We start from the raw sequence: 24,932 nt of genomic DNA, 5'->3' as shown, positions 1-24,932 counted from the left end.
ACCGGCGAACCCGGGCGGGGCGAGACGACCCGGCAACGGTTGCGGTGGCGCGGTACGGCACGATGGTCGAGTGTCTGAAGCTGGGCCTGATACAGCCGATCCCGACCTGTTGATCGACTTCAGAGACGTTTCGCTGCGTCGCGGCGGACGCACCTTGGTCGGTCCGCTGGACTGGGCCGTCGAACTCGACGAGCGTTGGGTGATCCTGGGCCCCAACGGCGCCGGCAAGACCTCGTTGCTTCGGATGGCCGCCGCCTCCGAGCACCCGTCCTCGGGGGTTGCTTTCGTCCTGGGCGAACGGCTGGGCCGGGTCGACGTGTCGGAGCTGCGCGCGCGCATCGGGCTGAGTTCCTCGGCCCTGGCGCAGCGCATACCCGCCGACGAAGTCGTGCGAGACCTCGTCGTATCGGCCGGCTACGCGGTGCTGGGCAGGTGGCGGGAGCGCTACGAGGACGTCGACTACCGCCGGGCCGTCGACATGCTGGAGAGCCTGGGCGCCGAGCATCTGGCCGACCGCACCTACGGAACCCTGTCCGAGGGGGAGCGCAAGCGGGTCCTGATCGCCCGAGCGTTGATGACCGACCCCGAACTCTTGCTGCTCGACGAGCCCGCGGCCGGCCTCGACTTGGGCGGCCGCGAGGAATTGGTGGCGCGGCTGGCCGATCTGGCCGCCGACCCGGATGCGCCCGCCCTGGTGCTGGTCACCCACCATGTCGAAGAGGTTCCTCCCGGCTTCAGCCACTGCCTGCTGCTGGCGGAGGGCCACGTCGTGGCATCGGGCCTATTGTCCGACGTGCTCACCGCCGAAAACCTGTCGGCCGCATTCGGCCAACAGATTGCCGTCGATTTCGTCGACGGGCGATATTTCGCCCGCCGGATCCGCGCCCGCGCAGCCCACCGGAGGCAGCAATGAATTCCCCACCAGACCCCGTTCCATTGCTGGCCAGGCCCGCAGCAACCGTGATGCTGGTCCGCGACACCGGGCTCGACACCGGACTCTCGGTATTCCTGATGCGACGGCACGCGGCGATGGATTTCGCTGCCGGGGTGATGGTGTTTCCCGGCGGCGGCGTCGACGACCGGGACCGCAACGCCGACCTGGGCGGGCTGGGGGCCTGGGCCGGCCCGCCGCCGTTGTGGTGGGCCCAGCGCTTCGGCATCCAACCCGATCTGGCTGAGGCGCTGGTCTGCGCCGCGGCGCGCGAGACGTTCGAGGAATCCGGGGTGTTGTTCGCCGGACCGGCCGACGACCCCGACGGCATCGTCGGTGACGCCTCGATATACAGCGAGTCCCGCGCGGCGCTGGCCGACCACACACTGTCCTTCGCGGACTTCCTGCGCCGCGAAAACCTGGTGCTGCGCGCCGATCTGCTGCGGCCCTGGGCGAACTGGATTACCCCGGAGGCGGAACGGACCCGTCGCTACGACACCTTTTTCTTCGTCGGAGCCCTGCCGGAGGGGCAGCGCGCCGACGGCGAGAACACCGAATCCGATCGGGCGGAGTGGATGCTGCCCCGTGATGCCATCGCCGACTTCGCGGCGGGCCGAAACTTCCTCTTGCCGCCGACCTGGACTCAGCTGGACGCGCTGGCCGGCCATACCGTCGCCGATGTGCTCGCCGTGGAACGCAAGATCGTGCCGGTGCAACCCAACCTCGCGCTCAAGGGCGACAACTGGGAGATCGAGTTTTTCGACTCCGATCGCTACAACCAGGCGCGGATCTCCGGCGGATCGACCGTTTGGCCGTTATGAACGAGTTCGTCAGCGTCGTGGCTGACCAGGGACTGGCCACCTTGGTGGTGTCCAGGCCACCCACCAATGCGATGACCCGCCAGGTCTACCGGGAGATCGTCGCGGCCGCCGACGAGCTGGGACGCCGCGACGACATCGGCGCAGTTGTGCTCTTCGGCGGCCACGAGATTTTCTCCGCCGGCGACGACATGCCCGAACTGCGGACCCTCAACGCCCCGGAGGCCGACACCGCCGCCCGGGTCCGGCTGGAGGCCATCGATGCGGTGGCGGCGATTCCGAAACCAACCGTGGCGGCCGTCACCGGATACGCGTTGGGCGCGGGGCTGACCCTGGCGCTGGCGGCCGACTGGCGGGTCAGCGGTGACAACGTGAAGTTCGGCGCGACCGAGATCCTCGCCGGCCTGATTCCCGGCGGCGGCGGCCTGGGGCGCCTGACCCGCGTGGTCGGGTCCAGCAGAGCCAAGGAGCTGGTTTTCAGCGGGCGATTCTTCGACGCCGAGGAGGCCCTCGCGTTGGGCCTGATCGACGACATGGTGGCCCCCGACGACGTCTACGACTCCGCCGTCGCGTGGGCGCGCCGCTTTCTGGAATGCCCGCCGCGCGCCTTGGCCGCCGCCAAGGCGGTCATCAACGACGTCTTCGAACTGGAAGCGACCGAGCGGGCCGCCGCGGAACGGCGCCGCTATGTCCAGCTGTTTGCCGCTGGTCAGCGCGGTCCTGACGGCCGTGGGCCGGGCGGTCGTAACACGGGCGACCAAGACGGTCGTTAGGCTGCCCTGCATGACGAGGAGCTCGGAGATACCTGCCGACGCGGCGCCCAACCCGCACGCCACTGCCGAAGAGGTGGAGGCCGCCCGGCACGACAGCAAGCTCGCCCAGGTGCTCTACCACGATTGGGAAGCCGAGAACTACGACGAGAAGTGGTCGATCTCGTATGACCAGCGTTGCGTCGAGTACGCCCGGGGCCGCTTCGACGCCATCGTGCCCGCCCAAGTCCACGCAGATCTGCCGTATGAGCGGGCGTTGGAGCTTGGCTGTGGTACCGGGTTCTTTCTGCTCAACCTGATCCAGGCGGGAGTCGCCCGGCGCGGCTCGGTGACCGACCTATCCCCGGGCATGGTCAAGGTCGCCACCCGCAACGGGCAGTCACTGGGGCTCGACATCGATGGCCGAGTGGCCGACGCCGAGGGCATCCCCTACGACGACGACACGTTCGACCTGGTGGTCGGTCACGCCGTGCTACACCACATCCCCGATGTCGAGTTGTCGCTGCGTGAAGTGATGCGTGTGTTGAAACCGGGCGGCCGGTTCGTGTTCGCGGGGGAGCCGACCACGGTGGGCAACGAGTACGCCCGCACGCTGTCCACCCTGACCTGGCGAATCGCCACCAACGTCACCAAACTGCCCGGCCTGGGCGGCTGGCGGCGGCCGCAGGAAGAGCTCGACGAATCCTCGCGGGCCGCGGCCCTGGAGGCCATCGTCGACCTGCATACATTCGCCCCCGAGGACCTGGAACGGATAGCGAAAAACGCCGGGGCGATCCGGGTCGAGACGGCCAGCGAAGAGTTCAGTGCCGCCATGTTCGGCTGGCCGGTGCGCACGTTCGAATCCTCGGTGCCGCCCGGGCGACTGGGCTGGAACTGGGCGAGGTTCGCCTTCAACGGCTGGAAGGCACTGAGCTGGATGGACGCCAACGTCTGGCGGCATGTGGCGCCCAAAGGCTGGTTCTACAACGTGATGGTCACCGGGGTTAAGCCCTCCTGAGCCCTGCGGGCACCGGCGTCGTTTTCGGCGTCGACGACGTCGCCTACCTGCGCTCCGACGCAGGTACCGCCGCCCTTCGCGCGGTCGCCGATCTGGAACTGCGGGACGCGACCCGAATCGCCGACATCGCCGCGGCGCGCGCCCGCTTCGGCGAGCGCAACCCCATGCTGATCGAGACGACCCTGCTACGACGCCGGGCCGTGGCAAAACTGGGTGGGCTGTGCCCGAGTACGCCGGTGTCGGACTGGCTGTTCACCGACACCGCCTTGCAGCAGGCCACGGTGGCGGCGGTGGCCCTGCACCGGGCCAGGCGATTGGCCGATCTGACGGTGCACGACGCGACCTGCTCCATCGGCACTGAGCTGGCCGCGCTGTGCCGATCGGCGGCGACGGTGATCGGCAGCTACATCGACCCGGTACGGCTGGCGATGGCGCGCCACAACCTGGGGGGCGCGGTCGGGTTGTGCCGTGCCGACGCGCTGCGGCCGGTGACCCGGGACACGGTCGTCCTGGTCGATCCGGCGCGTCGCAGCAAGGGGCGCCGGCGCTTCAGTCCGGCCGATTATCAGCCCGGGCTGGGGCCCGTTCTCGACGTCTACCGCGATCGGCCGCTGGTGGTGAAGTGCGCGCCCGGGATCGATTTCGACCAGGTGAGTCGCCTGGGCTTCGACGGCGAAATCGAGGTGACGTCCTACCAGGGCTCGGTTCGCGAGGCGTGCCTGTGGTCGCGAGGCCTGGCTGCATCTGGGGTGCGCCGTCGGGCCAGCATCCTCGACACCAGCGAACAGATCACCGATTCCGAGCCCGACGGCTGCGACGTGCGTCCCGCCGGGCGCTGGATCATCGATCCCGACGGAGCGGTGGTCCGGGCCGGCCTGGTGCGCCATTACGGCGCCAGGCACCGGCTGTGGCAGCTCGATCCCAATATCGCCTATCTGTCCGGCGACACCCTGCCAGAAGGGATACGGGGCTTCGAGGTGCTCGAGGCGCTACCGTTCGACGAGCGGCGGCTGCGTCAGGCCCTGAACGCGCTGGACTGCGGAGCGCTCGAGATTCTGGTCCGGGGCGTACAGGTCGATCCTGACGCCCTGCGCCGGCGGCTACGGCCGCGTGGCGGCCGCGCGCTGTCGGTGGTGATCACGCGCATCGGTGCCCGAAGCGCCAGCCACGTGACGGCATACGTTTGCTGTTCGTCGCGGTAGCGTCCGGGTACGCTGGCGGCGGTCACCCCTTTGCAACGCCACCGCCCGTTTTGGTCTGCGAGGAAAAATCAACGATGCGTTTAATGATTGCGGCCGCAATGCTTGTCAGTGCGGTCCTATTGGCTTGGCCGGCTGCCGCCGAGCCGCCGTCCTGTGCCAGCCTCGGCGGCAACGTCGAAGCCGCTCAGATGTGCCACATCCACGCGACGGGATCCACGTACACGTTGGACATCACGTTTCCCCAGGACTATCCGGATCAGCAGGCGCTGACCGACTACATCACCCAGAACCGGGACGGGTTCGTCAGCGTGGCGACCGGGTCCGGGCGACGTGATCAGCCCTATCAGATGGACGCCACCACCGAACAACACACCGCCGGCCAGCCGCCGCACAACACCCGCAGCGTGGTGCTGAAGTTCTTCCAGGATCTCGGTGGCGCACACCCCTTCACCTGGTACAAGGCTTTCAACTACAACCTCGGGACCAAACAGCCGATCACCTTCGACACCTTGTTCGCGCCGGGGACCACCCCGCTGGACGCCATCTACCCGATCGTCCAGCGCGAGCTGGCGCACCAGACCGGGCTCGGTGTGGCGATCCTGCCCTCCAATGGTCTGGACCCGACGCACTACCAGAACTTCGCCATCACCGACACCGACGTGATCTTCTATTTTGCTCAGGGTGAGCTGCTGCCGTCGTTTGCCGGCGCTACCCAGGCCCAGGTGCCGCGCAATGCCATCCCGCCCCTGGCGATCTGAGGTTCACACGGGGCCGGCCAGCGATTCCATCGCCGCGGCGCCGATGCCCAGCGTCAGCTGGGCCACACACCCGATGATCGGCACCGCGAAGGCCACGTTGTGCCGCGCGAGCCGGTACACGCTGATGATGAGATCGGCGAGAAATATCACGATGCCGCCCCAAAAACCCAGCCCGATCGCTTTGTCGACCCAGGAGGGATCACCGCAGGTCTGGTAGCCGCACGCATCGGTACCCATGACGAGCAGGCCCAACACCAACATCGTCACCACGAATAAGAAGGCGTGCAGGACCAGCAGGGCGATGGTGAGGGTGACATTCACCGCTCGATGGGTTTTGGCGTGACGGCTGCCGGCGCCGCCGGTGTGCACCGGGGCGAGATCGTCGGTAGACACCCAACAAGTATGGCCGCTAGGCCGGCGCGAAGCTGTATACCTGGCCGTCGCTGGTCGCAGTTACCACGCGGCCGTCGACGGCGATCGACACCCCGACCGGATATCCGGTCGCCGCGGGCAGCGAATAGCTGTTGATCGTGTGGCCGTCCGCCGGGTTGAACACCAGCAACGACATACCGGGTCCGCCTTCGTGGGGCGGACCCGCGACGATCGTGTAGCCGACGTTTCCGGCCGCCAGGCTGGACGTCGATAGGGGCGTGACGTCATCGCGGCGCCAGGCCTGGTCGGCATGGTCGCCCGCGTCGCGAAACGCCGCCAGCCGGGTGTCGGGGCCGCCGCCGGAAACGATCAGGCCCTCCGGGGTGACCGTCGGCGGTGTCTGAGCCAGAAATCCCAACGGCACCGACCACTTCACCTTGCCGTCCGTTGCGTGCAGGGCCCACAGCCGTTGGTCGCGGCCGTTGACGTACACGGTTTCGCCGTCGGCCGACAGCACCGGACTGGCAAGCACGCCGTCTTTGACGGCGTCGCTGGTCCACTCCCGAACCAGTTGCTGCGCGTGGTACTTGAGCCCGACCAGCCCCGCCGCTGGCGCTCCGGGTTGCCAGACGCCGACCACCACCATGCCGTTGACCTTCGAGAACGCCGGGGCCGCCGCCACCGGGCAGCCCTGTCGTGCCGGAGCGCAGTCGGCCAGACCACGCGCCGGATCAGTCGGGTCGACGCCCTCCACCAGATCTATCGGACTGCCCACGATCTTGCCGCGGTGGGCGTCGAACACCAGTATCTGTCCCAGATGGGTGGCCACGAGTAGCTGGCCGTTGCCCAAAAATCGCGGGGTGGACGGCATGCCGATCACCGGTTGGCGCCAGCGCGTCCACTGGGTGACGGGGAAGGCAACGATCGCGCCCGGCTGGCCGACGTAGAGGTTGTCGAATCCGTCGAACAACGGACCGGCGAAGCCGCCGCCCTGGACCAGCCGAACACACCAGCGTTGCCGGCCGTTATCGTTGTTCTCCCACTCAATCAGCGAACACCCGGCCGGGGTCTGCGGGTTGAGCGCGAGGTAGCCGCGCCCGCTCAACGCCGGCCCGGCGGCCAGACTTCCCTTGACCGAACGCGTCCACTTCAGCGCCAGCTTGCTGGCGCCGGCGGTGGTGGTGTAGCTGCTGTTGGCGGCATCGCCGTACTGTGCGGGCCAACCTAGCGCGGGTGCGGCGTCCACCCACGAATCGGTATTGCCGCAGCCGCCCAGCCCGATCGTGAGTGCAGCCGCGAGAGCGGTCGTCAGGAGACGTCGGGCAAACACCGGATGATTTCGCAGGGTTCCCAAATCCTTCCGCTACGCGGTAGCTCACGGGGTCCGGCCCGTCTGCATGAGCAGCGATCGAGTACAGGTGAGGGTAACGCGTGGCGGTGTCCTCGTGGCGATTGCCCGACGTCCCTCGGGGTGGTCAGGCCTCGGGACGCTGTGCGTCGTGCATCGGCGTCACGCTAGGCTTTCCGCCCATGACGACCATGTGGGGTGCGCCGCTTCATCGCCGCTGGCACGGGTCGCGGTTGCGGGACCCCCGCCAGGCCAAGTTCCTGACGCTGGCATCGCTGAAATGGGTGCTGGCCAACCGCGCGTACACGCCGTGGTACCTGGTGCGGTACTGGCGGCTGCTCAAGTTCAAACTCGCCAACCCGCACATCATTACCCGGGGCATGGTCTTCCTCGGGAAGGGCGTGGAAATCCATGCGACACCTGAGCTGGCGCAGCTCGAGATTGGCCGCTGGGTGCACATCGGGGACAAGAACACCATTCGCGCCCACGAGGGATCGCTGCGCTTCGGCGACAAGGTGGTGCTGGGCCGCGACAACGTCATCAACTGCTACCTCGACATCGAGTTGGGGGACTCGGCGTTGATGGCCGATTGGTGCTACGTCTGCGACTTCGATCACCGGATGGACGACATCAACGTCCCGATCAAAGACCAGGGCATCATCAAGTCGCCGGTGCGGATCGGGCCTGACACCTGGGTCGGTGTCAAAGTGACGGTGCTGCGTGGCACGTCGGTGGGGCGCGGTTGTGTGCTGGGCGCGCATGCGGTGGTCCGTGGTGACATCCCCGACTATTCGATCGCGGTGGGATCACCGGCCAAGGTGGTCAAGAACCGCCAGCTGTCCTGGGAGACCTCGGCGGCTCAGCGCGCGGAGCTGGCCGCGGCGCTGGCCGACATCGAGCGCAAGAAGGCGGCTCACTAGCCGGCGGTGCGCCTGGCGCCTCAGGCGGTGGCGAACAGCTGATTGTGTGCGATCCACTCGCTGATCCGAGCCATGGTGGCCGGTAGCACTCGCGCCGAGAACACGAGATGGTCGGAGCCGGGAATCTCGACGTAGGTGCCGTTGCGGTACCGGCTGGCCGTTTGGCGTGCGATCGCGCTCCCCACGATGCGGTCGTACTCGCCGCCTAACACCAGAACCGGACCCGTGACCGCAGGGTAGTCGACGCGCGCGACCTTGGAGCGGTCCAGCCAGGGCAGGGCCAGCTCAAAGAACAACACGCGTCCGGATTCGCAGACCAGATCATCGAACATTTCGCGGGCCGCGCCGGCCGACTGGGCTCCGGCAATACCGGTCCGAAACCGGGGCCACGACGGGGGCGCTACTGGCTTGGTCCATGGCCGCGGCCGCAGCGCGTGCCGCATCGAAAGGCCCGCCGTTGTGCGGTTCAGACCAACGGGTCCCACCGGCGAGGGGCAGGCGGCGACCACGCCGATGTGGCGGGTTCGCGCTGCGACCAGCTGGACCAGCAGGCCGCCCAGGGAGTGTCCGACCAGCAGGGGCGCGGAGTCGAGCGAGGCCACCAGCTCGACCAGGTCATCGGCGTAGTCACGCAGGCTCAGCGTGGCAATGCGGGCCGCGCCGTCGGGCAACGGCAATTCGTGATGGCGCAACGTCGGAGTGTGGACCGTGAAGCCGTGGTGTTCGAAAGCGGACCGGGCGTCGGCCAGCTGCCTGCCGCGGCTCCATGCGCCATGAATCAGGACGACATGTTTGCGCACTCCTGCAGTATTGCCGTCGCGGTCATCGTGCTGCGCGATTATCGGGCGTCTCGCGCGGCCTGCGGCTGGCGCGGTCCTACTCGGGGTGGTCGTCGACCTTGAAGTCGAACCGGACATCGCCGGCGTCGATGCTGGTCACGGTCACATTGACGCCATAGGTCTTGCTGCCGTCGATGAGCTGACACCGCAGTGTCGCGCCCACCACGCCCTTGAGGTTGTCGGGGCAGCTCACCGAGTCGGGTCGTTGGCCCACCTTCTGATACAGCTTGTTGCTGATGATGTGTGCGACCTTGTCCTTGTCGACGGTCTCCACCATGTCGAACTTGACGTCTTTGCCGTCGACGCTGGTCACGGTGACGTTGACGTTGTATGTGGAGTCTTTGACCTTCATTTCGTAGTTGAGCTGAGCCCCGACCTTGGCCGGGAGATCTCCCGGGCAGGTCACCGACTCGGGCTTGTTGCCGGAAGCGTCGGTCATCTTGGCCTTGATCTGCTCGGCCACATCGCTTTTGCTCACCGAATGCGATCCGGTTCCGATCGAACAGGAACAGGCGCCGGCGCTGGCCATCAGGCCCACCGCGGCGCCTGAGACCAGAAACGTCCGCACGATCGAATGAGCCATATCGCCTCCCTGGCGTCGACAACTGGGAATCGGCTGATAATTACATGTCAAACAGCTCCGGAAAGGCGAATCAGCCAAACACCAAGCAAACGCTACTGTTTGGCAAAGAGATCCGGCGCCCGCAGGTCAGCCGATGTCGTGATAGCGGCGCAACGCCTCGGCGCGCTCGGTGCCGTGATCCACGATCGGCGCCGGATATGTTGACGGGCATGGGCCGCCGCGCCGCTGAATCCGATGCACGTTGTCGACATCGCGCAGTTCGGGGACCCAACGTCGAATGTAATCGCCCGCAGGATCGAACTTTTCGGCTTGTGCGCTCGGATTGAAGATCCGAAAGTACGGCGCGGCGTCGGTGCCGCATCCCGCCGACCACTGCCAGCCGTGCTGATTGCTGGCCAGGTCACCGTCGGTGAGTTGGTCAAGGAACCAGGCGGCCCCCCATTGCCAGGGCAGGTGCAGGTCTTTGACCAGGAAGGATGCGGCGATCATCCGGACCCGGTTGTGCATGAACCCGGTTTCGCGCAACTGACGCATCCCCGCATCGACCAATGGATATCCGGTTTCTCCGGCCTTCCAGCACTCGAAAAGGCGTCTGGCGTCGGCGTCGGTGTCGGTCACGATGCCGTCGAAGTTGCTGTTCCAGTTGTGCCAGGCGCTGGCCGGCCAGTGGTGCAGGACGGCGCCATAAAAGTCCCGGAACGCCAACTCACGTAGGTAACTACGCGCTCCCGTGCCGGTCAGGTCCATGCCCGCGACCATGGTCCGGGGATGGATGGTGCCGAACTTCAGGTGCGCCGACATCCGGCTGGTGCCCTCGATGTCCGGCCGGTCGCGGTCATGCTCATAGCGGTCCAGCTTGGCGGTGCGGAATGCTGTCCATTCCCGGATGGCCGCGGACTCACCGGCGGCCAGGTCAAGCTCAGTGCCCGGATCGGGGATCTCGCACTGCTCGATGTCGGTCTGCGCCGGATCCAGCCAACACGCCGATCCGGGCCCCGTGCCAGCCGGTGCTCGCCATCGCGCGTCCTGCCATTTGTGGAAGAACGGTGTGAACACCTGGTAGGTGCTGCCATCGTTTTTGACGACTCGACCCGGTGAAACCAGATACGGCGAGCCCGTCGCTACCAGTGGCACGCGGCCCAGCCCCGCCGCAACCCGTTCGTCGCGACGCCGCCCAAACGGCGCGAAATCGCCGGTAACGTGCACCGATGATGCGTCGATTGCTTTGGCTATCAGCGGAATCCGCTGCTCGGGCCGACCGCGTGTCACCAGTAGGCGGCCCTGCAGTGCATCGTTGAGTTGGCGAAGTGAGTCGCCGAGGAACTGGAGGCGGCGCAGGCCTGCGGAAGCTTCCAGGCGCGGGTCGACCACGAAGCAGGCGAGCACTTCCTGGCTATCGGCGGCAGCGGCCAGTGCCGGATGATCGCCAAGCCGCAGATCGCGGCGAAACCACAACAGCGCCCTTGTCATTGGGTGGTTCAGCGGTTGAGTCGCCAGACGTGGGTGGCCAGCACGGTGGCGAACGCGCACCACACGGCGTAGGGGAGCATCGCCAGCCCGGCGCGCCGATCGGCGTCGGCGGTTCGCCGCACCAGGTCGGCGCTGCTGGTCGCCAGGACCGCGGCACCGAGCGCTGACGCTCCCAGCCGGTGGAACCGGAAGAACAGCCAACTCCACCCGGCGTTGAGTACCAAGTTGATGCTCAACGCGCCGATGTAGCGGCGTGCCTTGTCGCGCTGGCCAGTTGCGTTCAACCGGTCGATGGCCACTGCCGAACTGGCGGCGATATCGCCGTAGAGCGCGGTCCACACCATGGGGAAGGCGACCGAAGGTGGCTGGTAGGACGGTTTGCGCAGTCGCGCGTACCAGTCTGAGGTTCGTGGCGGGCTGGCAATGCTTCCGCTGCCGGCCGCCGCGGTCACCGCAAGTGCGGTGCCGGCCAGTGTCGATTTGTTCATTCTGATCCTCCGTCCGCGTGCGAATACGCTAAATCAGGTTGGTGAGCAGTGGTTTTGGGATCACGGGGCCACCAGATGCGATCGCCGATCAAGGTGAACAGCGCCGGAATTACCAGGGTACGTACGACGAAGGTGTCCAACAGAATTCCCAGGCCGACGATGATGCCCAACTGGGTCAGCACGATCAGGGGCAGCACAGCGAGCACGCAGAAGACGGCGGCCAGAAAGATTCCCGCGCTGGTGATGACCCCGCCGGTGGCGGACACCGCCCGGACCATCCCGGCGCGCGCGCCATTTCGTGCCGACTCCTCACGGGCTCGGGTGACCAGGAATATCGTGTAGTCCACCCCGAGGGCGGCCAGGAACAGGAACGCGAACAGTGGGGTGCTGTTGTCCAGGGCGGGAAAGCCGAATACGTGGATGCTGGCCCAGCCGCCGAGTCCCAACGCGGCCAGCGCGCCGAGAATGGTGGCGGCCAGCAGGATCAGCGGAGCCAACGCGGAGCGCAGCAGCGCGTAGAGCACCACCAAGATGACGGCAATGATGGCCGGAATCAGCAGGGCACGGTCGTGTTCGGCCGCGTCGCGTACGTCAAGTGCCTGCGCATCCGGCCCGCCGACCAACGCGGAGGGGGACGCTTGGCTGGCCGAATGTCGAAGCGCTGCAATCGTTGTGAACGCCCGTTCGGAGGATGGTGGGGCGTCGATCACCACCGACCACTTGGTCAGTCCGGCCCCGAACTTGCCGGAGCGGCCAGACTCGGTAACCGAGACCACGCCCGGTGTTGCGCTAATGGCTTGCCGCACTTGCGTCGCCTGCGCCGAGGGGGCTACCACCAGTGTGGGGTTAACCAGGCCGGCGGGGAAGTGCTGGGCCACGATGTCGTAGCCGGAAACCGAATCAGCTTTGACCCGGAACTGCTCGGTCTGAGACAGCCCGATGCGGGTGCCGAGTAGCCCGGTAGCCAACCCGATCAACAGGGCGACGGTGACCAGGGCGACCGGAGCGGGTCGGCGAGCCACCCGTTGGGCGGCCGCATGCCAAAAGCCGGAATCGAGCGCCGTGGTGTCCTCGGCGCGGGGAATGAAGGGCCAGAACAGTCTTCGCCCACACAGCGCCAGCAGCGGTGGCAGCACCACTAGCACCGATACCGCCGCGACGACCAGCCCGCACGCCGCCAGGGCGCCCAGGCTGCGGGTGCTGGGGGCTGCCGCGAAGACCAGCGTGAGCAGCGCCAGCACCACGGTGGCATTGCTGGCGGCGATCGCCGGTCCGGCCATGCGCACCGCCCGGGCCAGCGCGTCGCGGTGATCGCGGTGAACCGGAAGTTCCTGCCGGTATCGAGAAATCAGCAGCAGCGCGTAGTTGGTCCCGGCGCCGAAGACCAGCACACTGGTGATCCCCGAGGTGGATCCGTCGAAGTTCAGCCCGGTGAGGGCGGCGACCGCGGTCCCGACTGTGGTCGCGACCCGATCGGCGAAGGCGATCACCAGCAATGGCAGCAGCCATAGCACCGGCGAGCGGTAGGTGAGGATGAGCAGCAGCGCTACCACCGATGCCGTCACCGCCAGCAGGGTGATGTTGGCGTTGGTGAATGCATTGGCGATGTCGGCGCCGAAGGCCGGTCCTCCGGTGACATGGGCGTCCAGGTCCGCCGGCAGTCCCTGGTGCGCCGCCTCGCGCAACGCCTTGACAGCGTCGTTGAGGGCCAGGCCCGACAGGTTCGCGCTGATGGGCACCACCGAGATTGCCGCTTTTGTGTCGGCCGAGATCAACGGTGCTGCCGGTCGCGGGTTCGCGCCGGGGTGTGCCGCGGCCTGCATGCGCTGTGCCGCCTGTTGTGCCGCGCGGCGATCGGCGGCGTCCAGCGTGGTCCCGTTCGAGCGGGTGACGACCAGAATCAGTGGGGCCCGGTCGCCGCCGGGGAAGCGGCCCAGCTCGGATTCGACTTTCGCCGACTCCGCGTCGGCGGGTACCGACTGCGGTGCTTGCCCGGCCGTGGAGTTTCCGCCTACCAACACCATGAACACCGTGGCCAGTGCGACGACACCCACCGAGATCAGCCACGACCTCTTGGCCGCTAGTGCCGCCGCAAGTCTGTCCCAAACCACGTGCGCAAGTATTTCAGTTATTTAAGTAATTTTCAATAAAGGGTGCACCCGGTGTGCTCCGCTGGTGCCGCACCAAATGCCAAAAGCTATGGGGAATAGCGTAATTCATGCAGATCGTCTGATCGCATGCGGGTCGGCGCCGGGTAGCGCCGCTCGAGGAGCCGGTGCTGACCGCCGGGTTTGGCCAGTAGTGTCGTCGGCTTAGCGGGCAGTCATGCCTGTTAAGGGGATTCGGGCCGGCGAAGGGACTCCGTTGGGCATCATCACCAGGGCGGCCACACCGCTAATCCTGGCCATCGCCTCGCTGTGCGCGCTGGTCGCCACCCCGGCGGTAGGGGCGCCCGATGCGCTGTCCGCGGCCGTGGACAGCGCATCGGGCGCTGCTGGTCCAGTACGACATACCCGGTATGGCCGTAGCGGTGACGGTCAACGGCCAACAGCGCTACTTCAACTATGGAGTTGCCGCCAAGCAAAGCGGTGCCCCCGTGACGGCGGACACCATCTTCGAGATCGGTTCGGTGAGCAAGACGTTCACCGCAACGCTGGCCTGCTACGCGCAGGAACTCGGCAGAATATCGCTGGCGGGGCACCCCTCCGCGTACATGCCGCAGCTCGCGGGCAGTGCCATCGACAAGGTCACCCTGCTGAACTTGGGTACCTACACCGCCGGCGGACTGCCCCTGCAATTTCCGCCCGAGATCACCGACGACGCCCAGATGCAGGCCTACTTTCAGCAATGGACACCCGATGACGCCCCGGGCCAACAGCGGCGCTACTCCAACCCGAGCATCGGGCTGCTGGGCCACCTCACCGCGCTGGCGATGAACAGCGATTTCGCCGATCTGGTCCAAACCCGGGTCTTTCCCAAGCTGGGGCTGTCCCACAGCTTCATCCGGGTGCCGCAAGCCCAGATGGACGACTACGCGTGGGGGTACAACGCCAGCAACGAACCGGTTCGGGTGAACCCGGGGGTTTTTGCTGCCGAAGCCCACGGCGTCAAGGCATCTGCACCTGACATGCTGCGCTTTGTCGAGGCCAACATCTCACCCGAGGGCCTACCGGTGTCGATGCGCCGTGCCGTGGAAGCAACGCACCTCGGATACTTCAATGTCACTGACATGGTCCAGGGGCTTGGCTGGCAGCAGTATTCCTACCCGGTCACCCTCGATCAGCTGCTGGCCGGCAACTCCAACACCATCGCCATGCAGCCAAACCCGGTTACCCCGGTCACCGGGGCACCCCCGTCCGGCCCGTGGCTGTTCAACAAGACCGGTTCCACCGACGGGTTCGGCGCCTATGCCGCGTTCGTGCCCGACAAACGGATCGGCATTGTGATGCTGGCGAACAAGAACTTCCCCAACGCCGCGCGCATCACGGCGGCCCATGCGGTGCTCGAAAAACTCGCGGCCGAGTCGCGATAAACCGGATCAACGGTCGAGCCCGCACCGGACTTCGCGAACCGGCGCCAGCCTCCGTCAGCTACTTCAACTAATTAAAGATTAATGAACTGAAATTAATTGCCGATGCGGATATGCTGCACATTGCCATGGATGCGGATGAACAGGCCTGCAGCCGCCAGGGGCTCGAGTCGGCGATTTCGGCCGATCTGCGGGAGTTATCGACCGAATCCGATCAGATCGGCCACTTGTTTGCGGTGTCACACAGCGTGCGCCCCAACGATTTTCGGGCGCTGCTACACATCATGGTCGCCGAAACCGGCGGTCGGCCGCTGACCTCGGGTCAACTCGGGGAGCGGATGGGTCTATCGGCCGCCGCGATTACCTATTTGGTGGGTCGGCTCATCGAATCCGGCCACATTCGCCGCGATAATCACCCCGACGACCGTCGCAAGGTCGTCCTGCGGTATTCCGAACCCGGCCTGGCGACCGCCCGGTCTTTCTTCACTCCGCTGGGAATGCACACCCATGCCGCGCTGGACGGCGTTCCCGACCCGGATCTGGTGGCGGCGCATCGAGTCTTTACCGCCCTTATCGCCGCGATTCGCCTGTTTCGGACCGATCTGAGCTCGCCGTAGCGCTAGGGCGCGCTCTGGCCGATCTTCTTCAGGGCGGCCACAAGGCCCGCGGGATCGGCGACGGTCACGGTCAGTGCCGAGTGATCCCGCAAACCCAACACCCGGTGGATCCGCGGCTCGAAGTGGACACACGCCCCGGCCTGCGCATTGGTGCCAAAGGTAAGGCCGTCGTCGACCATCGACAGTCGCGGGCCTACCGCGGTCCACCATCGGTATGGCCCGGTGACGTGGGAGTCGGTCACGCTCGACAGTGGCGCTTCGGCATGAAAGGGCCCATAGCGGGCCACGAAACGGCCGTCGTCGGTCAGCGTGACGCCTTGGCGGCCCGGCCACCGGAACGGGAGCCACATGGGGGCCAGGCGGGCGTCGTAGCGGTAGGGAAAGTACTCGCCCCGGTCTTGCGGCGTCATTGCATGGCTCCGATCGTTGGCGCCCCACCTGCCTGTGTCCCCTCAAGGCTACTGGTCGCACCGCATGGTTTCGACGTGGTGGTTGGGTCGGTGGCTGTTCCACAATTGACGGGCCGGCGGGCTCGACTTGCCGGGGCGTAGCGTCGACAGACACACGAAAGGTAGATCCCCAGATGCTGGGATGCATTGTGCCGCGTTTGGCCCAACTCCTGGAGGCGGTCGGTCTCGTCGTTGGGGTGCGGGTTACCGAAGAACCGGCCCACACCGTCGAACAACTCGGCAAGGGCCTAGAGGTCCGTCGTTATGGTCCGCGCGTTGCGGCCGAAACCGTGGTCGACGACACCGATGAAGGCGCCCGAAATCGCGGATTCCGCGTCCTGGCCGGCTATATTTTCGGCGCCAACCACGCCAAGTCGAAACTGGCGATGACGGCTCCCGTGAGCCAACACCGCGATCAGACCGGCGCGGGCGAACCCATCGCGATGACAGCGCCGGTGGCGCAGCAAGCCGGCGACGGCGGCATGTGGACGATACGGTTTTTCATGCCGGCCAAGTGGACCCTGGATACCCTGCCGGTGCCGAACGACGACGCCGTCGCCCTGGTAGCGGTGCCGGCGGATACCTACGCGGTGCTGCGCTTCAGCGGTGATCGCGGCCCGGGCGCGGTGGCGGAACGCACCACGGAGCTACTCGGCTTGCTCGACGGCACCGATCTGCAACCGGTTGGTTCGCCGGTGGCATGGTTCTACGATCCGCCGTGGACAATTTCGTGCCTTCGTCGCAACGAGATCGCCGTTCCGGTGACCAGGCGCTGACCAGGCCTTCGGTAGAGTCATAACTTCTGCATCGAGCGTGGCTTTTGCACTGTGGTGATCGACCGAGCTGCGATTGAGCAGTAGTGTTTGACCACGCCAAGAATGGGTAACCGGTTTCCGCCGGATAATGTCGTTGCCAATAGAAGTGGGGTTGGTCGCGGCTGGATTGCCGTGACCGGTTGGAAATCATGTATCACCGATGGTGTCGCGCAGCGTTCGCGGTCGTTTTCGTGCTGGTGAGCGTTGAGACGCCGGCACTGGGGCGGGCCGCCGTCGGAGTGACGGCATATCCCGGATTGGAAATTCATCAGGGCTCGGTGGTGTGCGTGATTGGATTCGTGGAACCGCAGATGCGGATAGCCTTCAGTGCCGGTCGATGCGATGGCGATCCGATGGTGACCGACCGCTACGGCAATGCGGTCGGTGCCGTGACGCTGGCCGGCCAGGCGACGGTCAATGAAGTGGCGGTCGACGGTGCGGCTGCCGGTGTCGACTATGAAGTCATCACCTTGGCCCCCGAAGTGGCCGCTACCGACCTGCTGCCTACCGGACTTCGATTGCAGTCGAAACCAGGGTTTCGGGTCCAGCCCGGTGCACGGGTGTGTGAGGCCACCGCGGCGAGGCAAAGCTGCGGCCGCGTCGACACCGTCACCGAGAGCCCCTTCGTCATTGCCGGCATGGACTCGGATCAGCACGAGATTGGTGCACCCGTATACGTGCTGGACGACGACAACCACGCCTTGATCGCCGGCTTGCTCGACGGTGTGCGCGGCTCGACATCCGAAGCCCAGTCCTGGCCGGCGGTCATGCGGCAGGTCTACCTCGATTCACGCTCGGTGGACTCCACGCAGCCACCCCCGCAGGGGTGCACGATCGGCAGCTAGCTGATCACCGATGACGCCCCAGCAAGTGGCGCAGGGCCGTGTCGAGGTCGGGCTGGCGGAACCGGTGCTCAGCCAGCGCCAGCCGCGCCGGCAGGACGCGCTGACTGGCACACGCGAGTTCGCGGGCGCCCTGATCGCCCAGCAATAGCCGCGGTCCCAGTGCCGGGACCGGCAACACCGCGGGTCGGTGCAAGACCTGAGCCAGGGTGCGCGTGTACTCGGCGTTACGCACCGGTTGTGGTGCAACAGCGTTCACCGGACCCGATAGCGCGGTGTCCCACAAGGCGCGGTGATAGATGTCGACCAGGTCGTCGATCCCGATCCAGGACAGCCACTGACGACCGTCGCCAAGGCGGCCGCCCAGCCCGGCGCTGAACAGGGGGCGCAGCAACTGCAGGGTGCCGCCGCGGGGAGACTGCACGATGCCGGTGCGTACCAGCACCACTCGCACGCCGTCTTGTCGGGCGGGGCCGGTCGCCGCTTCCCACTCGGCGACGACATCGGCGAGAAACCCCTCACCGCGACCGCTTTCCTCGGTCAGCATCTCGTCGGCACGGTCGTAACCGTAATACCCGACAGCCGAGGCCGAGATCAGCACGCGAGGCCCGTCAGCGCCGCGGCCCAGTAACTCGGCAAGCCGACGCTTCGGACCAATTCGGCTCTCGCGTATAGCTTTTCGATGCGCTGAGGTGAACCGCCCGGCGATTGAGGCGCCGGCCAGATGAATCACCGCGTCGATCCCCGTCAGTAACTCGGGGTCAGGATCGTGCGGGTCCCAGTGCCGCTCGTCGGCGCCGCGTGGGGTGCCCCGAACCAAGCGCACGACCCGGTGCCCGCCAGTGCTCAAAAAGGCGGTCAGCGCCGAACCGACCAGCCCGGAGGACCCCGTGACCGCAATCGTTGTGGAACCCAGGCCAGCAGCGGCGGCCAGTTTGTGCGCGGCCAGATCATCGGCAAGCTGTTGGTGGCGGTATACGAACATCGGCCGCAATGCCGATGGCGGTATCGGGGTGTCGACCCGGTCGATCACCCGGGTCCGGCCCGCGCCGGCGTCCTCGAAGTCGTGAGTGTGCCGCCACCGCACCGCGATTCGGGCCGGCAGCGAAGCCAGCCCGTCGCTTGCGATGGTGTCGACGAAACGCCTTGGGGGATCGTAGGAATCGGGCTGGTGCTGGGCCAACCAGCGCAGGCCGCCGGGAAGCGCCAGCGTCGCGCGACCATCTTCGAGTGATCGGGCCTCGGTCACCAACCGCATGGGTTGCCAGGGCGGTGACAGTCGGCTGAATGCTCCAGGCCTGCTGTGCCACTCGAATACCTCATCGCGTGGCGCGTCGACCACGCTGGAATACACCACACCCATCGTTGCACGTTACCGCCGCGGGCGGCCGCGCGGCGACGGCGTGCCCGATAGCGGATAGTGATCAGCATGAGCGTTGTCGATGGCATCCGTTCTTTGCTGGATACCACCCTGGATCGGGCACTCGATCGCACCATCGTTGGGGGATACACCCGTGTCGGCTATCAGCTTCGCCATTCGGGCTGGTCCGACGATCCCTCACCGGCAGCCCTGCGGGGCCGCACCGCGATGGTCACCGGCGCAAATCGCGGCCTGGGTAAGGCCATTGCCGCCGGGTTGGCCGAGCTGGGAGCCACCGTTGTGTTGACCGTGCGCGATCGCGACAGTGGGCAGCGCGCACGCGACGAGATCGCCGCGGCCTCCGGCGCCGACGTGCGGGTGGAGGTCTGCGATGTCTCCAGCCTCAGTGCCGTTCGGGCCTTCGCGGCAGACCTGCGCACCCGGGTGTCCCGGCTGGACGTGCTGGTCCACAATGCCGGGTTGCTGCCCGCGGCCCGCGCCGAGACCGACGAGGGCCATGAGATCACGCTGGCCACCCACGTCTTGGGGCCGATACTGCTGACCGAACTGCTGGTTCCGATGCTTGCCGAGTCCGACGACCCGAGAGTGATCCTGATGTCTTCGGGCGGCATGTACACCCAATCGCTGCCGATCGGGGATCCCGAATACCGTGCCGGTGGCTACCGCGGGGCCGTCGCATACGCCCGCACCAAGCGCATGCAGGTGGCATTCACACCGCTGCTTGCCCGGCGCTGGGGCGGCGAGCGCATCCGCGTCTACTCCATGCATCCCGGCTGGGCCGACACTCCGGGGGTGGCCACATCACTGCCGGGTTTTCGCGCGGTCACCGGGCCGCTACTGCGCACCGCCGAGCAGGGCGCCGACACCGCGGTGTGGTTGGCGGCCACCAGACCAGCACCGCTGAGCGGCACCTTCTGGCATGACCGTCGGACTCGCCGGGAGCACTACCTGCCGTGGACCCGATACAGCGACGATGACCGCCAACGGCTGTGGCGGTACTGCGCGGACGCGATCGGCATCGACTAGCGATCAGGCAGCGCGTGCTCGACGATCGGCAACCGGGGCAGCGGCTGCCGTTCTCCGCGCTTGGCCGCCAGGTACACCTGCGCGGTCTGCTCGGCCACGGTCTGCCAATCGAAGTCGGAGTTGAGCCGTTCCCGCGCGGCCCGGGCACGTTGCTGCGCGGCGGCCGGATCATCGAGCACACCGCACACCGCGGCGGCCAGCGCCGCCACGTCGCGGGGTGGGCAGGATACCCCGGTGACCCCGTCGATCACCGCTTCGCCCAACCCGCCGATATTCGACGTCACCAACGGTGTTCCGGCCGCGGCGGCCTCCAGCGCGACCAGTCCGAACGGCTCGTAGTGGCTGGGGAACACCGCGGCGTCGGCCCGATGAAGCAGGGTCAGCAGTTCGGCGTGCTCGAGGTGGCCCAGGAACTTGGTGGCCTTGAGCACCCGGTGTTTGCGTGCCTGCTCGACCAGCCAATCCTGTTGGGTGCCTTCGCCGGCGATGGTAAGTGTGGTGCCTGGGTGCGCGCGCCTGATCCGCGGCAGTGCGGCAATGGCATTGTGCACACCCTTCTCGTACTCCAGCCGGCCGACGTAGAGCAGTTCCGGTGGCCCGGTGCGTGGTTTACGGACCGCAAAAGGCCAGCGCGCCGCGTCGATACCGTTGCGAATCACCGCCGTTTCGGCCAGCCCTGGGCCGAACAGCTCGGTGATCTCGTCGCTCATCGATCCCGAACATGTGATCAGCGAATCGGATTCACGCACCAGCCAGGATTCGACCGCGTGCACCTGACGACTCAGATCTCCCGAAACCCAACCGGAATGCCGCCCGGCTTCGGTCGCATGAATCGTGGAAACCATTGGCACGTGGTAGTAGTCGGCGAGCGCAATCGCCGGATGTGCCACCAGCCAGTCGTGCGCGTGCACGATGTCGGGTTGCCAGGGTTGCTCCGCGCCGGGACCGCTGAGGGTAAGACCGGCCCGGACCATGGCGTGACCCATGGCCAGGGTCCAAGCCATCATGTCGCTAACGAAGCTGAATTCGTGCGGATCCTGCGCGGCCGCGATCACCCGGACTCCCTCGCTGATCAGATCAGACGATGGGTGGGTGCTGGGGTCGGTGCCCGAGGGCCGGCGGGACAGCACCACGACTTCGTGGCCGTCCGCGACCAATGCGGTGGCGAGGTGGTGGACATGGCGGCCGAGCCCGCCGATCACCACCGGTGGGTACTCCCACGACACCATCAGGATCTTCATGAACGTGGCCCCCTCCACGAACCTGCACAAAATGCCGGCCCCAGCGGCGCGCTCACTTGGGCAGCCTTCGTGCGTCCAGAGCCCCGAACAGGCCATCGGCGCGGTTCCAGCCTTGGGCCAGTCGCTGGGCGTTGTCGCGCCGGCCCGACGCCAGCGCCCCGGCGATCTCTCGGGTGGCGTGCGCATGCAAGTGCGCGCGATAGCGCGCATAGTCGGCGGCGGAGTCCTTGCTCACCATGAACGGCCAGTCGCTCGAGACGGTCAGCAGCGTCTCACGCAGGATCTGATCGGCGACGTGATCGCGGGGGATCGGGCCATCCAGGGACGCGGTCTGGGCCAGCGCCTTGTCGACGGTGGTCAGCGCGGTGTCGACCACCTCGGAGTTGAGCTGGACCAGATCGGACACCTTGGGGCCGTTCCAGACTTGCCAGTCCTTGCCGGAACCCCAAGAGCTGGGGGGCAATTCGACCGGAGCGCCCACGAATCCGTTGACCATGGCATCGTGCAGCGTCCCCACCCCCACGCCAGCGGCAGGCAGGGCGCGTAGCACCCGCTGCAACCAGGTCGGCCCCTCGTACCACCAATGGCCGAACAACTCGGTGTCGAACGCGGCGACCACGTGCGCGGGCCGGCCGATGCGCTGTGACTCGGCAATCAGCCGGCCGCGCACCACCTCGACGAAGTCGGCTACGTGGACGTCGATCGCGCGGTCGGCGCGCTGCGGGTCGTAGGGGGCTTTGGCCTCCGATGCCACATTGCGGCCGGTGACGCGGGCCGGTTTGAGGCCGGTCAGGTGATCGTAGGTGTGGAAATCGCGGTATGCGGCATGCCCGGGGTAGCCGGATTTCGGTGACCACACCCGGTAGCTGACCTGCAGATCACGCCCGAACGCGACCACGTCGGTGTCGCCGACCGGTCGGCCCAGTGCGGTGTCGCCGTGCAGGGATGGGCCGTCCACCATGAAATGGCTGACCGCGGCGGCCGCGTAGTCGTGCTCCATGCCGGGGGCGTATGCGCATTCGGGTGCCCAGATCCCCGATGGGCTGTGTGCCATCCGCAGCCGTGCATCGGCCAAACCTTCGCGCAGCGCGAATTCCCGCAGCCGCGGATTCAGCAGTGGTTGGAACGGGTGGGCCAGTGGGCCGCCGAGCAACTCGACGGTGCCGGCGTCGATCAGGGCGCGCAGCAGCGGGCTTGCGCCATGGCGCCAGGCGGTGGCGAAGTCGTCAAGCGCCTGATCGGCCTCGGCGCACTCGCGGGTTCCGAAGTCGCGTAGGGCCTCCGGTGTGCAGGAGAGGTGTTTGGCCGACTTCGATGCGGGCGCAGACCGGACGCTGGTGGCCTCGGCCGCGCGCAGCCGCCAATTGGCCAACCAGTGGTGCATCCCGTCCAGGCAATAGGGGTCATCGAGTTGGGCGTTGACTACCGGAGTCATCCCCAGCGTGATGAGCCCGCGGCGCCCCTCGTCGTCGAGGGTGCGCAGCACGCGGAACAACGGCAGGTAGGCGGCCGACCAGGACTGGTAGAGCCACTCCTCGCCGACCGGCCATCGGCCGTGGTGGGCAAGCCAGGGCAGATGGGTGTGCAGCACCAGGGTGAACAACCCGGGCACCCGGTCTGGCGAATTGGTGTTGTCCCAATTGGTCAATGCCGCACCGCGATCGCAATCAGATCCAGGCTGTCGTCAATTTCGTGGGCGGGTTCCAGCCCCGCCACGATGATGTCGAAGTCCGCGGTGGTCACCGCCGCGACATCGGCGGCCAGTTCGGGTGACCACGGTTGTTCGGCGACCGCGCGGGCGATCTGGGCGTCGATGATCGAGCCGCCATGGCGCTCATCTATCGCACGCAGCTGCGGCGCGTGAAACAACCCGTACATCGTCACCTCGGCAAAACCCGCTTCTAGCAGCAATTCGGTGAGTTCGGCGGCGTTGAGTTCGCGGGTGTGGAAGGGGTTGATCGGGGTGTCGCGGCCGGGGGAGAAGGTGATCCGGTTCGGCGTGGATACCATCAATACGCCCGACGGGCGCAGCACCCGCGCGCATTCGCGGACGAATTGCCCCTGGTCCCATAGGTGCTCAATGACCTGGAAGTTGACCACCACGTCCATCGATGCGTCGGGAAGCGGCAAGTCCGCCAGGTTTGCCTGCATCACCTCGACCCGGGGGTAGCGGTGGCGGACATGCGCCACAGCGGCCTCGTCGTAGTCCACGGCCACAACGCGGCGCGCGACACCGGCGATCATGTCGGCGCCGTAGCCTTCGCCGCAGCCCGCTTCCAGCACGTCGCGCCCCGCGCAACGAGGCGCCAAGCGTTCGTATACGACCTCGTGGCGACGGAACCAGTAGTTCTCGATGTCCAGATCGGGGATGGTGCGTTCGCCCGTCAGCATCAACACCGCATCGACCGGCGGCGCACTGGCGGTCGGGATCTGGTCGGGAACGTCGGGGACGAATGAGCTCATTGCTAACGCAGGCTAGTGCCTAGCGCCCGATTCGCGAACCGTAGCCAGAAATGCCCGGAATGCTCGAGCCCCCGACGCGGGGGTCTGGCGGGGTGGGATAGCCGCGGGTTATGGGGGGTGAGCGGGCAATTGAGCAACTGCCACCCGCTAAGGTGTGAGGGCAGACCGCGAGAAGTTACCGCCTAGTAACATGCCGTGCGGTTGCGAACCGCGTGACCGAAGTCCTGCAGTCGACGGCTGCGGGACTCCTTCGAGGAGGACGAGCCACACCCATGACAAACATTGTGGTCCTGATCAAGCAGGTCCCAGACACCTGGTCGGAGCGCAAGCTGACCGAGGGCGACTGGACGCTAGACCGCGAGGCCGCCGATGCGGTCCTGGACGAGATCACCGAACGAGCGGTGGAAGAAGCGCTGCAGATCCGCGAGCGCGAAGGCGGCGAGGGTTCGGTGACCGTGCTGACCGCGGGTCCCGAGCGCGCCACCGAGGCGATCCGCAAGGCCCTGTCCATGGGCGCGGACAAGGCCGTCCACCTCAAGGACGACGGCATGCACGGCTCGGACGTCATCCAGACCGGGTGGGCGCTGGCACGTGCGCTGGGCGCCATCGAGGGCACCGAGCTGGTGATCGCGGGCAACGAGTCCACCGATGGCGTGGGCGGCGCGGTGCCGGCCATCATCGCCGAGTACCTGGGCCTGCCGCAGCTCACCCACGTGCGCAAACTGTCGGTCGAGGGTGGCAAGGTCACCGGCGAGCGTGAGAGCGACGAGGGCCTGTTCACCCTGGAAGCCTCTCTTCCGGCTGTGGTCAGCGTCAACGAGAAGATCAACGAGCCGCGCTTCCCGTCCTTCAAGGGCATCATGGCCGCCAAGAAGAAGGAAGTCACCGTGCTGACCCTCGCCGAGATCGGGGTTGAAGCCGACGAGGTGGGCCTGGCCAACGCCGGGTCGACGGTGCTGTCGTCGACCCCGAAGCCTGCCAAGACTGCCGGTGAAAAGGTCACCGACGAAGGTGAAGGCGGCAACCAGATCGTGCAGTACCTGGTTGCGCAGAAAATCATCTAGCGAGTGCCC

The 24,932-nt window shown here is 66.8% G+C and carries 24 protein-coding genes and 1 pseudogene; 13 read left to right on the top strand and 12 right to left on the bottom strand.

Annotated elements, in window-relative coordinates; genetic code table 11:
- Positions 1-70 precede the first annotated feature (70 nt).
- The 6 genes from G6N41_RS25015 to G6N41_RS24990 all read left to right on the top strand — a co-directional run bounded on the left by G6N41_RS25015 (position 71) and on the right by G6N41_RS24990 (position 5,476).
- Positions 71-913 (top strand): ABC transporter ATP-binding protein, encoded by an 843-nt coding sequence (locus G6N41_RS25015; RefSeq protein WP_198965982.1) that lies wholly within the window; start codon positions 71-73, stop codon positions 911-913.
- Positions 910-1,752, top strand: coding sequence for an NUDIX hydrolase (locus tag G6N41_RS25010; RefSeq protein WP_116267753.1), 843 nt, complete (start codon positions 910-912; stop codon positions 1,750-1,752). Before G6N41_RS25015 ends, G6N41_RS25010 begins: the two co-directional genes overlap by 4 nt.
- On the top strand, positions 1,749-2,522 hold the full coding sequence (locus tag G6N41_RS25005) for an enoyl-CoA hydratase (RefSeq protein ID WP_198968014.1): 774 nt from the start codon (positions 1,749-1,751) through the stop codon (positions 2,520-2,522). Before G6N41_RS25010 ends, G6N41_RS25005 begins: the two co-directional genes overlap by 4 nt.
- A gap of 10 nt (positions 2,523-2,532) precedes the next feature.
- Positions 2,533-3,516 (top strand): class I SAM-dependent methyltransferase, encoded by a 984-nt coding sequence (locus G6N41_RS25000; protein WP_198965981.1) that lies wholly within the window; start codon positions 2,533-2,535, stop codon positions 3,514-3,516.
- A complete protein-coding gene (locus G6N41_RS24995; protein ID WP_198968013.1) occupies positions 3,513-4,718 on the top strand; it encodes a THUMP-like domain-containing protein in 1,206 nt (401 codons plus the stop codon). The genes G6N41_RS25000 and G6N41_RS24995 overlap by 4 nt, the downstream gene beginning before the upstream one ends.
- 74 nt (positions 4,719-4,792) lie before the next feature.
- Positions 4,793-5,476 (top strand): esterase, encoded by a 684-nt coding sequence (locus G6N41_RS24990; protein WP_116267756.1) that lies wholly within the window; start codon positions 4,793-4,795, stop codon positions 5,474-5,476.
- 3 nt (positions 5,477-5,479) lie between these two features.
- On the opposite strand, the gene G6N41_RS24985 is transcribed toward G6N41_RS24990, so the two are convergent.
- A complete protein-coding gene (locus tag G6N41_RS24985) occupies positions 5,480-5,869 on the bottom strand; it encodes a DUF6264 family protein (RefSeq protein ID WP_198965980.1) in 390 nt (129 codons plus the stop codon).
- 16 nt (positions 5,870-5,885) lie between these two features.
- Positions 5,886-7,202, bottom strand: coding sequence for a PQQ-binding-like beta-propeller repeat protein (locus G6N41_RS24980; protein WP_198965979.1), 1,317 nt, complete (start codon positions 7,200-7,202; stop codon positions 5,886-5,888).
- 176 nt (positions 7,203-7,378) lie between these two features.
- Here G6N41_RS24980 and G6N41_RS24975 point away from each other — a divergent pair, with 176 nt between their 5' ends.
- The gene (locus tag G6N41_RS24975) at positions 7,379-8,116 is read left to right on the top strand and encodes an acyltransferase (protein ID WP_011739985.1); all 738 of its coding nucleotides are present in this window, start codon (positions 7,379-7,381) and stop codon (positions 8,114-8,116) included.
- Between the two features lie 20 nt (positions 8,117-8,136).
- On the opposite strand, the gene G6N41_RS24970 is transcribed toward G6N41_RS24975, so the two are convergent.
- The 5 genes from G6N41_RS24970 to G6N41_RS24950 form a co-directional block, all read right to left on the bottom strand.
- Positions 8,137-8,916 carry an alpha/beta hydrolase gene (locus G6N41_RS24970; RefSeq protein WP_020728141.1) on the bottom strand — a complete coding sequence of 260 codons (780 nt, stop codon included), beginning with the start codon at positions 8,914-8,916 and terminating at the stop codon, positions 8,137-8,139.
- Between the two features lie 76 nt (positions 8,917-8,992).
- Entirely contained in the window at positions 8,993-9,538 is a 546-nt protein-coding gene (locus tag G6N41_RS24965) for an anti-apoptotic protein (RefSeq protein WP_198965978.1), read from the bottom strand.
- Between the two features lie 126 nt (positions 9,539-9,664).
- Positions 9,665-11,008 (bottom strand): cryptochrome/photolyase family protein, encoded by a 1,344-nt coding sequence (locus G6N41_RS24960; protein ID WP_198965977.1) that lies wholly within the window; start codon positions 11,006-11,008, stop codon positions 9,665-9,667.
- An 8-nt stretch (positions 11,009-11,016) separates the two neighbouring features.
- Positions 11,017-11,496, bottom strand: coding sequence for a TspO/MBR family protein (locus G6N41_RS24955; RefSeq protein WP_036455324.1), 480 nt, complete (start codon positions 11,494-11,496; stop codon positions 11,017-11,019).
- Positions 11,493-13,607, bottom strand: a complete 2,115-nt coding sequence (locus G6N41_RS24950) for an MMPL family transporter (RefSeq protein WP_198965976.1) — start codon at positions 13,605-13,607, stop codon at positions 11,493-11,495. Before G6N41_RS24950 ends, G6N41_RS24955 begins: the two co-directional genes overlap by 4 nt.
- A gap of 253 nt (positions 13,608-13,860) precedes the next feature.
- On the opposite strand from G6N41_RS24950, the pseudogene ampC reads away from it, so the two are divergent.
- Positions 13,861-15,028 (top strand): annotated as a pseudogene (gene ampC, locus G6N41_RS24945) (class C beta-lactamase).
- A gap of 110 nt (positions 15,029-15,138) precedes the next feature.
- Positions 15,139-15,642 (top strand): MarR family winged helix-turn-helix transcriptional regulator, encoded by a 504-nt coding sequence (locus G6N41_RS24940; protein ID WP_198965975.1) that lies wholly within the window; start codon positions 15,139-15,141, stop codon positions 15,640-15,642.
- Between the two features lie 2 nt (positions 15,643-15,644).
- Here the strand turns inward: G6N41_RS24940 and G6N41_RS24935 are convergent, their stop codons facing one another.
- Entirely contained in the window at positions 15,645-16,052 is a 408-nt protein-coding gene (locus G6N41_RS24935; RefSeq protein ID WP_011739992.1) for a hypothetical protein, read from the bottom strand.
- 173 nt (positions 16,053-16,225) lie between these two features.
- Here G6N41_RS24935 and G6N41_RS24930 point away from each other — a divergent pair, with 173 nt between their 5' ends.
- Together G6N41_RS24930 and G6N41_RS24925 are read left to right on the top strand one after the other, a co-directional pair.
- A complete protein-coding gene (locus tag G6N41_RS24930; protein ID WP_198965974.1) occupies positions 16,226-16,867 on the top strand; it encodes an SOUL family heme-binding protein in 642 nt (213 codons plus the stop codon).
- Positions 16,868-17,097: 230 nt separating this feature from the next.
- Positions 17,098-17,751, top strand: a complete 654-nt coding sequence (locus G6N41_RS24925) for an Rv1815 family serine proteinase (protein ID WP_231608700.1) — start codon at positions 17,098-17,100, stop codon at positions 17,749-17,751.
- 4 nt (positions 17,752-17,755) lie between these two features.
- Here the strand turns inward: G6N41_RS24925 and G6N41_RS24920 are convergent, their stop codons facing one another.
- Positions 17,756-19,111: a TIGR01777 family oxidoreductase gene (locus tag G6N41_RS24920; RefSeq protein ID WP_198965972.1), complete on the bottom strand. Its 1,356-nt coding sequence runs from the start codon at positions 19,109-19,111 to the stop codon at positions 17,756-17,758.
- 66 nt (positions 19,112-19,177) lie between these two features.
- On the opposite strand from G6N41_RS24920, the gene G6N41_RS24915 reads away from it, so the two are divergent.
- The gene (locus G6N41_RS24915) at positions 19,178-20,155 is read left to right on the top strand and encodes an SDR family NAD(P)-dependent oxidoreductase (RefSeq protein WP_198965971.1); all 978 of its coding nucleotides are present in this window, start codon (positions 19,178-19,180) and stop codon (positions 20,153-20,155) included.
- Here the strand turns inward: G6N41_RS24915 and G6N41_RS24910 are convergent.
- Genes G6N41_RS24910 through G6N41_RS24900 form a run of 3 tightly spaced genes read right to left on the bottom strand, consistent with a single transcriptional unit; the run spans position 20,152 to position 23,859 of the window.
- Positions 20,152-21,396 (bottom strand): glycosyltransferase family 4 protein, encoded by a 1,245-nt coding sequence (locus G6N41_RS24910; protein ID WP_198965970.1) that lies wholly within the window; start codon positions 21,394-21,396, stop codon positions 20,152-20,154. The two genes, G6N41_RS24915 and G6N41_RS24910, sit on opposite strands and share 4 nt — an antisense overlap.
- 52 nt (positions 21,397-21,448) lie before the next feature.
- The gene (locus G6N41_RS24905) at positions 21,449-23,044 is read right to left on the bottom strand and encodes a 1,4-alpha-glucan branching protein domain-containing protein (RefSeq protein ID WP_407663684.1); all 1,596 of its coding nucleotides are present in this window, start codon (positions 23,042-23,044) and stop codon (positions 21,449-21,451) included.
- The gene (locus G6N41_RS24900) at positions 23,041-23,859 is read right to left on the bottom strand and encodes a class I SAM-dependent methyltransferase (protein WP_020728153.1); all 819 of its coding nucleotides are present in this window, start codon (positions 23,857-23,859) and stop codon (positions 23,041-23,043) included. Before G6N41_RS24900 ends, G6N41_RS24905 begins: the two co-directional genes overlap by 4 nt.
- Positions 23,860-24,131: 272 nt before the next feature.
- On the opposite strand from G6N41_RS24900, the gene G6N41_RS24895 reads away from it, so the two are divergent.
- A complete protein-coding gene (locus G6N41_RS24895; protein ID WP_198968011.1) occupies positions 24,132-24,923 on the top strand; it encodes an electron transfer flavoprotein subunit beta/FixA family protein in 792 nt (263 codons plus the stop codon).
- Positions 24,924-24,932 lie beyond the last annotated feature (9 nt).

The sequence above is a fragment of the Mycobacterium shottsii genome (assembly GCF_010728525.1).
Taxonomy (GTDB): Bacteria; Actinomycetota; Actinomycetes; order Mycobacteriales; family Mycobacteriaceae; genus Mycobacterium; species Mycobacterium marinum.
This window is presented reverse-complemented; position numbering and strand designations above follow the sequence as displayed.

Coding starts and splice junctions, on each gene's coding strand:
- G6N41_RS25010 (WP_116267753.1), top strand. CDS start 910: ATGAATTCCCCACCAGACCCCGTTCCATTGCTGGCCAGGCCCGCAGCA.
- G6N41_RS25005 (WP_198968014.1), top strand. CDS start 1,749: ATGAACGAGTTCGTCAGCGTCGTGGCTGACCAGGGACTGGCCACCTTG.
- G6N41_RS25000 (WP_198965981.1), top strand. CDS start 2,533: ATGACGAGGAGCTCGGAGATACCTGCCGACGCGGCGCCCAACCCGCAC.
- G6N41_RS24990 (WP_116267756.1), top strand. CDS start 4,793: ATGCGTTTAATGATTGCGGCCGCAATGCTTGTCAGTGCGGTCCTATTG.
- G6N41_RS24975 (WP_011739985.1), top strand. CDS start 7,379: ATGACGACCATGTGGGGTGCGCCGCTTCATCGCCGCTGGCACGGGTCG.
- G6N41_RS24965 (WP_198965978.1), bottom strand. CDS start 9,538: ATGGCTCATTCGATCGTGCGGACGTTTCTGGTCTCAGGCGCCGCGGTG.
- G6N41_RS24960 (WP_198965977.1), bottom strand. CDS start 11,008: ATGACAAGGGCGCTGTTGTGGTTTCGCCGCGATCTGCGGCTTGGCGAT.
- G6N41_RS24955 (WP_036455324.1), bottom strand. CDS start 11,496: ATGAACAAATCGACACTGGCCGGCACCGCACTTGCGGTGACCGCGGCG.
- G6N41_RS24940 (WP_198965975.1), top strand. CDS start 15,139: ATGCTGCACATTGCCATGGATGCGGATGAACAGGCCTGCAGCCGCCAG.
- G6N41_RS24935 (WP_011739992.1), bottom strand. CDS start 16,052: ATGACGCCGCAAGACCGGGGCGAGTACTTTCCCTACCGCTACGACGCC.
- G6N41_RS24930 (WP_198965974.1), top strand. CDS start 16,226: ATGCTGGGATGCATTGTGCCGCGTTTGGCCCAACTCCTGGAGGCGGTC.
- G6N41_RS24920 (WP_198965972.1), bottom strand. CDS start 19,111: ATGGGTGTGGTGTATTCCAGCGTGGTCGACGCGCCACGCGATGAGGTA.
- G6N41_RS24915 (WP_198965971.1), top strand. CDS start 19,178: ATGAGCGTTGTCGATGGCATCCGTTCTTTGCTGGATACCACCCTGGAT.
- G6N41_RS24910 (WP_198965970.1), bottom strand. CDS start 21,396: ATGAAGATCCTGATGGTGTCGTGGGAGTACCCACCGGTGGTGATCGGC.
- G6N41_RS24900 (WP_020728153.1), bottom strand. CDS start 23,859: ATGAGCTCATTCGTCCCCGACGTTCCCGACCAGATCCCGACCGCCAGT.
- G6N41_RS24895 (WP_198968011.1), top strand. CDS start 24,132: ATGACAAACATTGTGGTCCTGATCAAGCAGGTCCCAGACACCTGGTCG.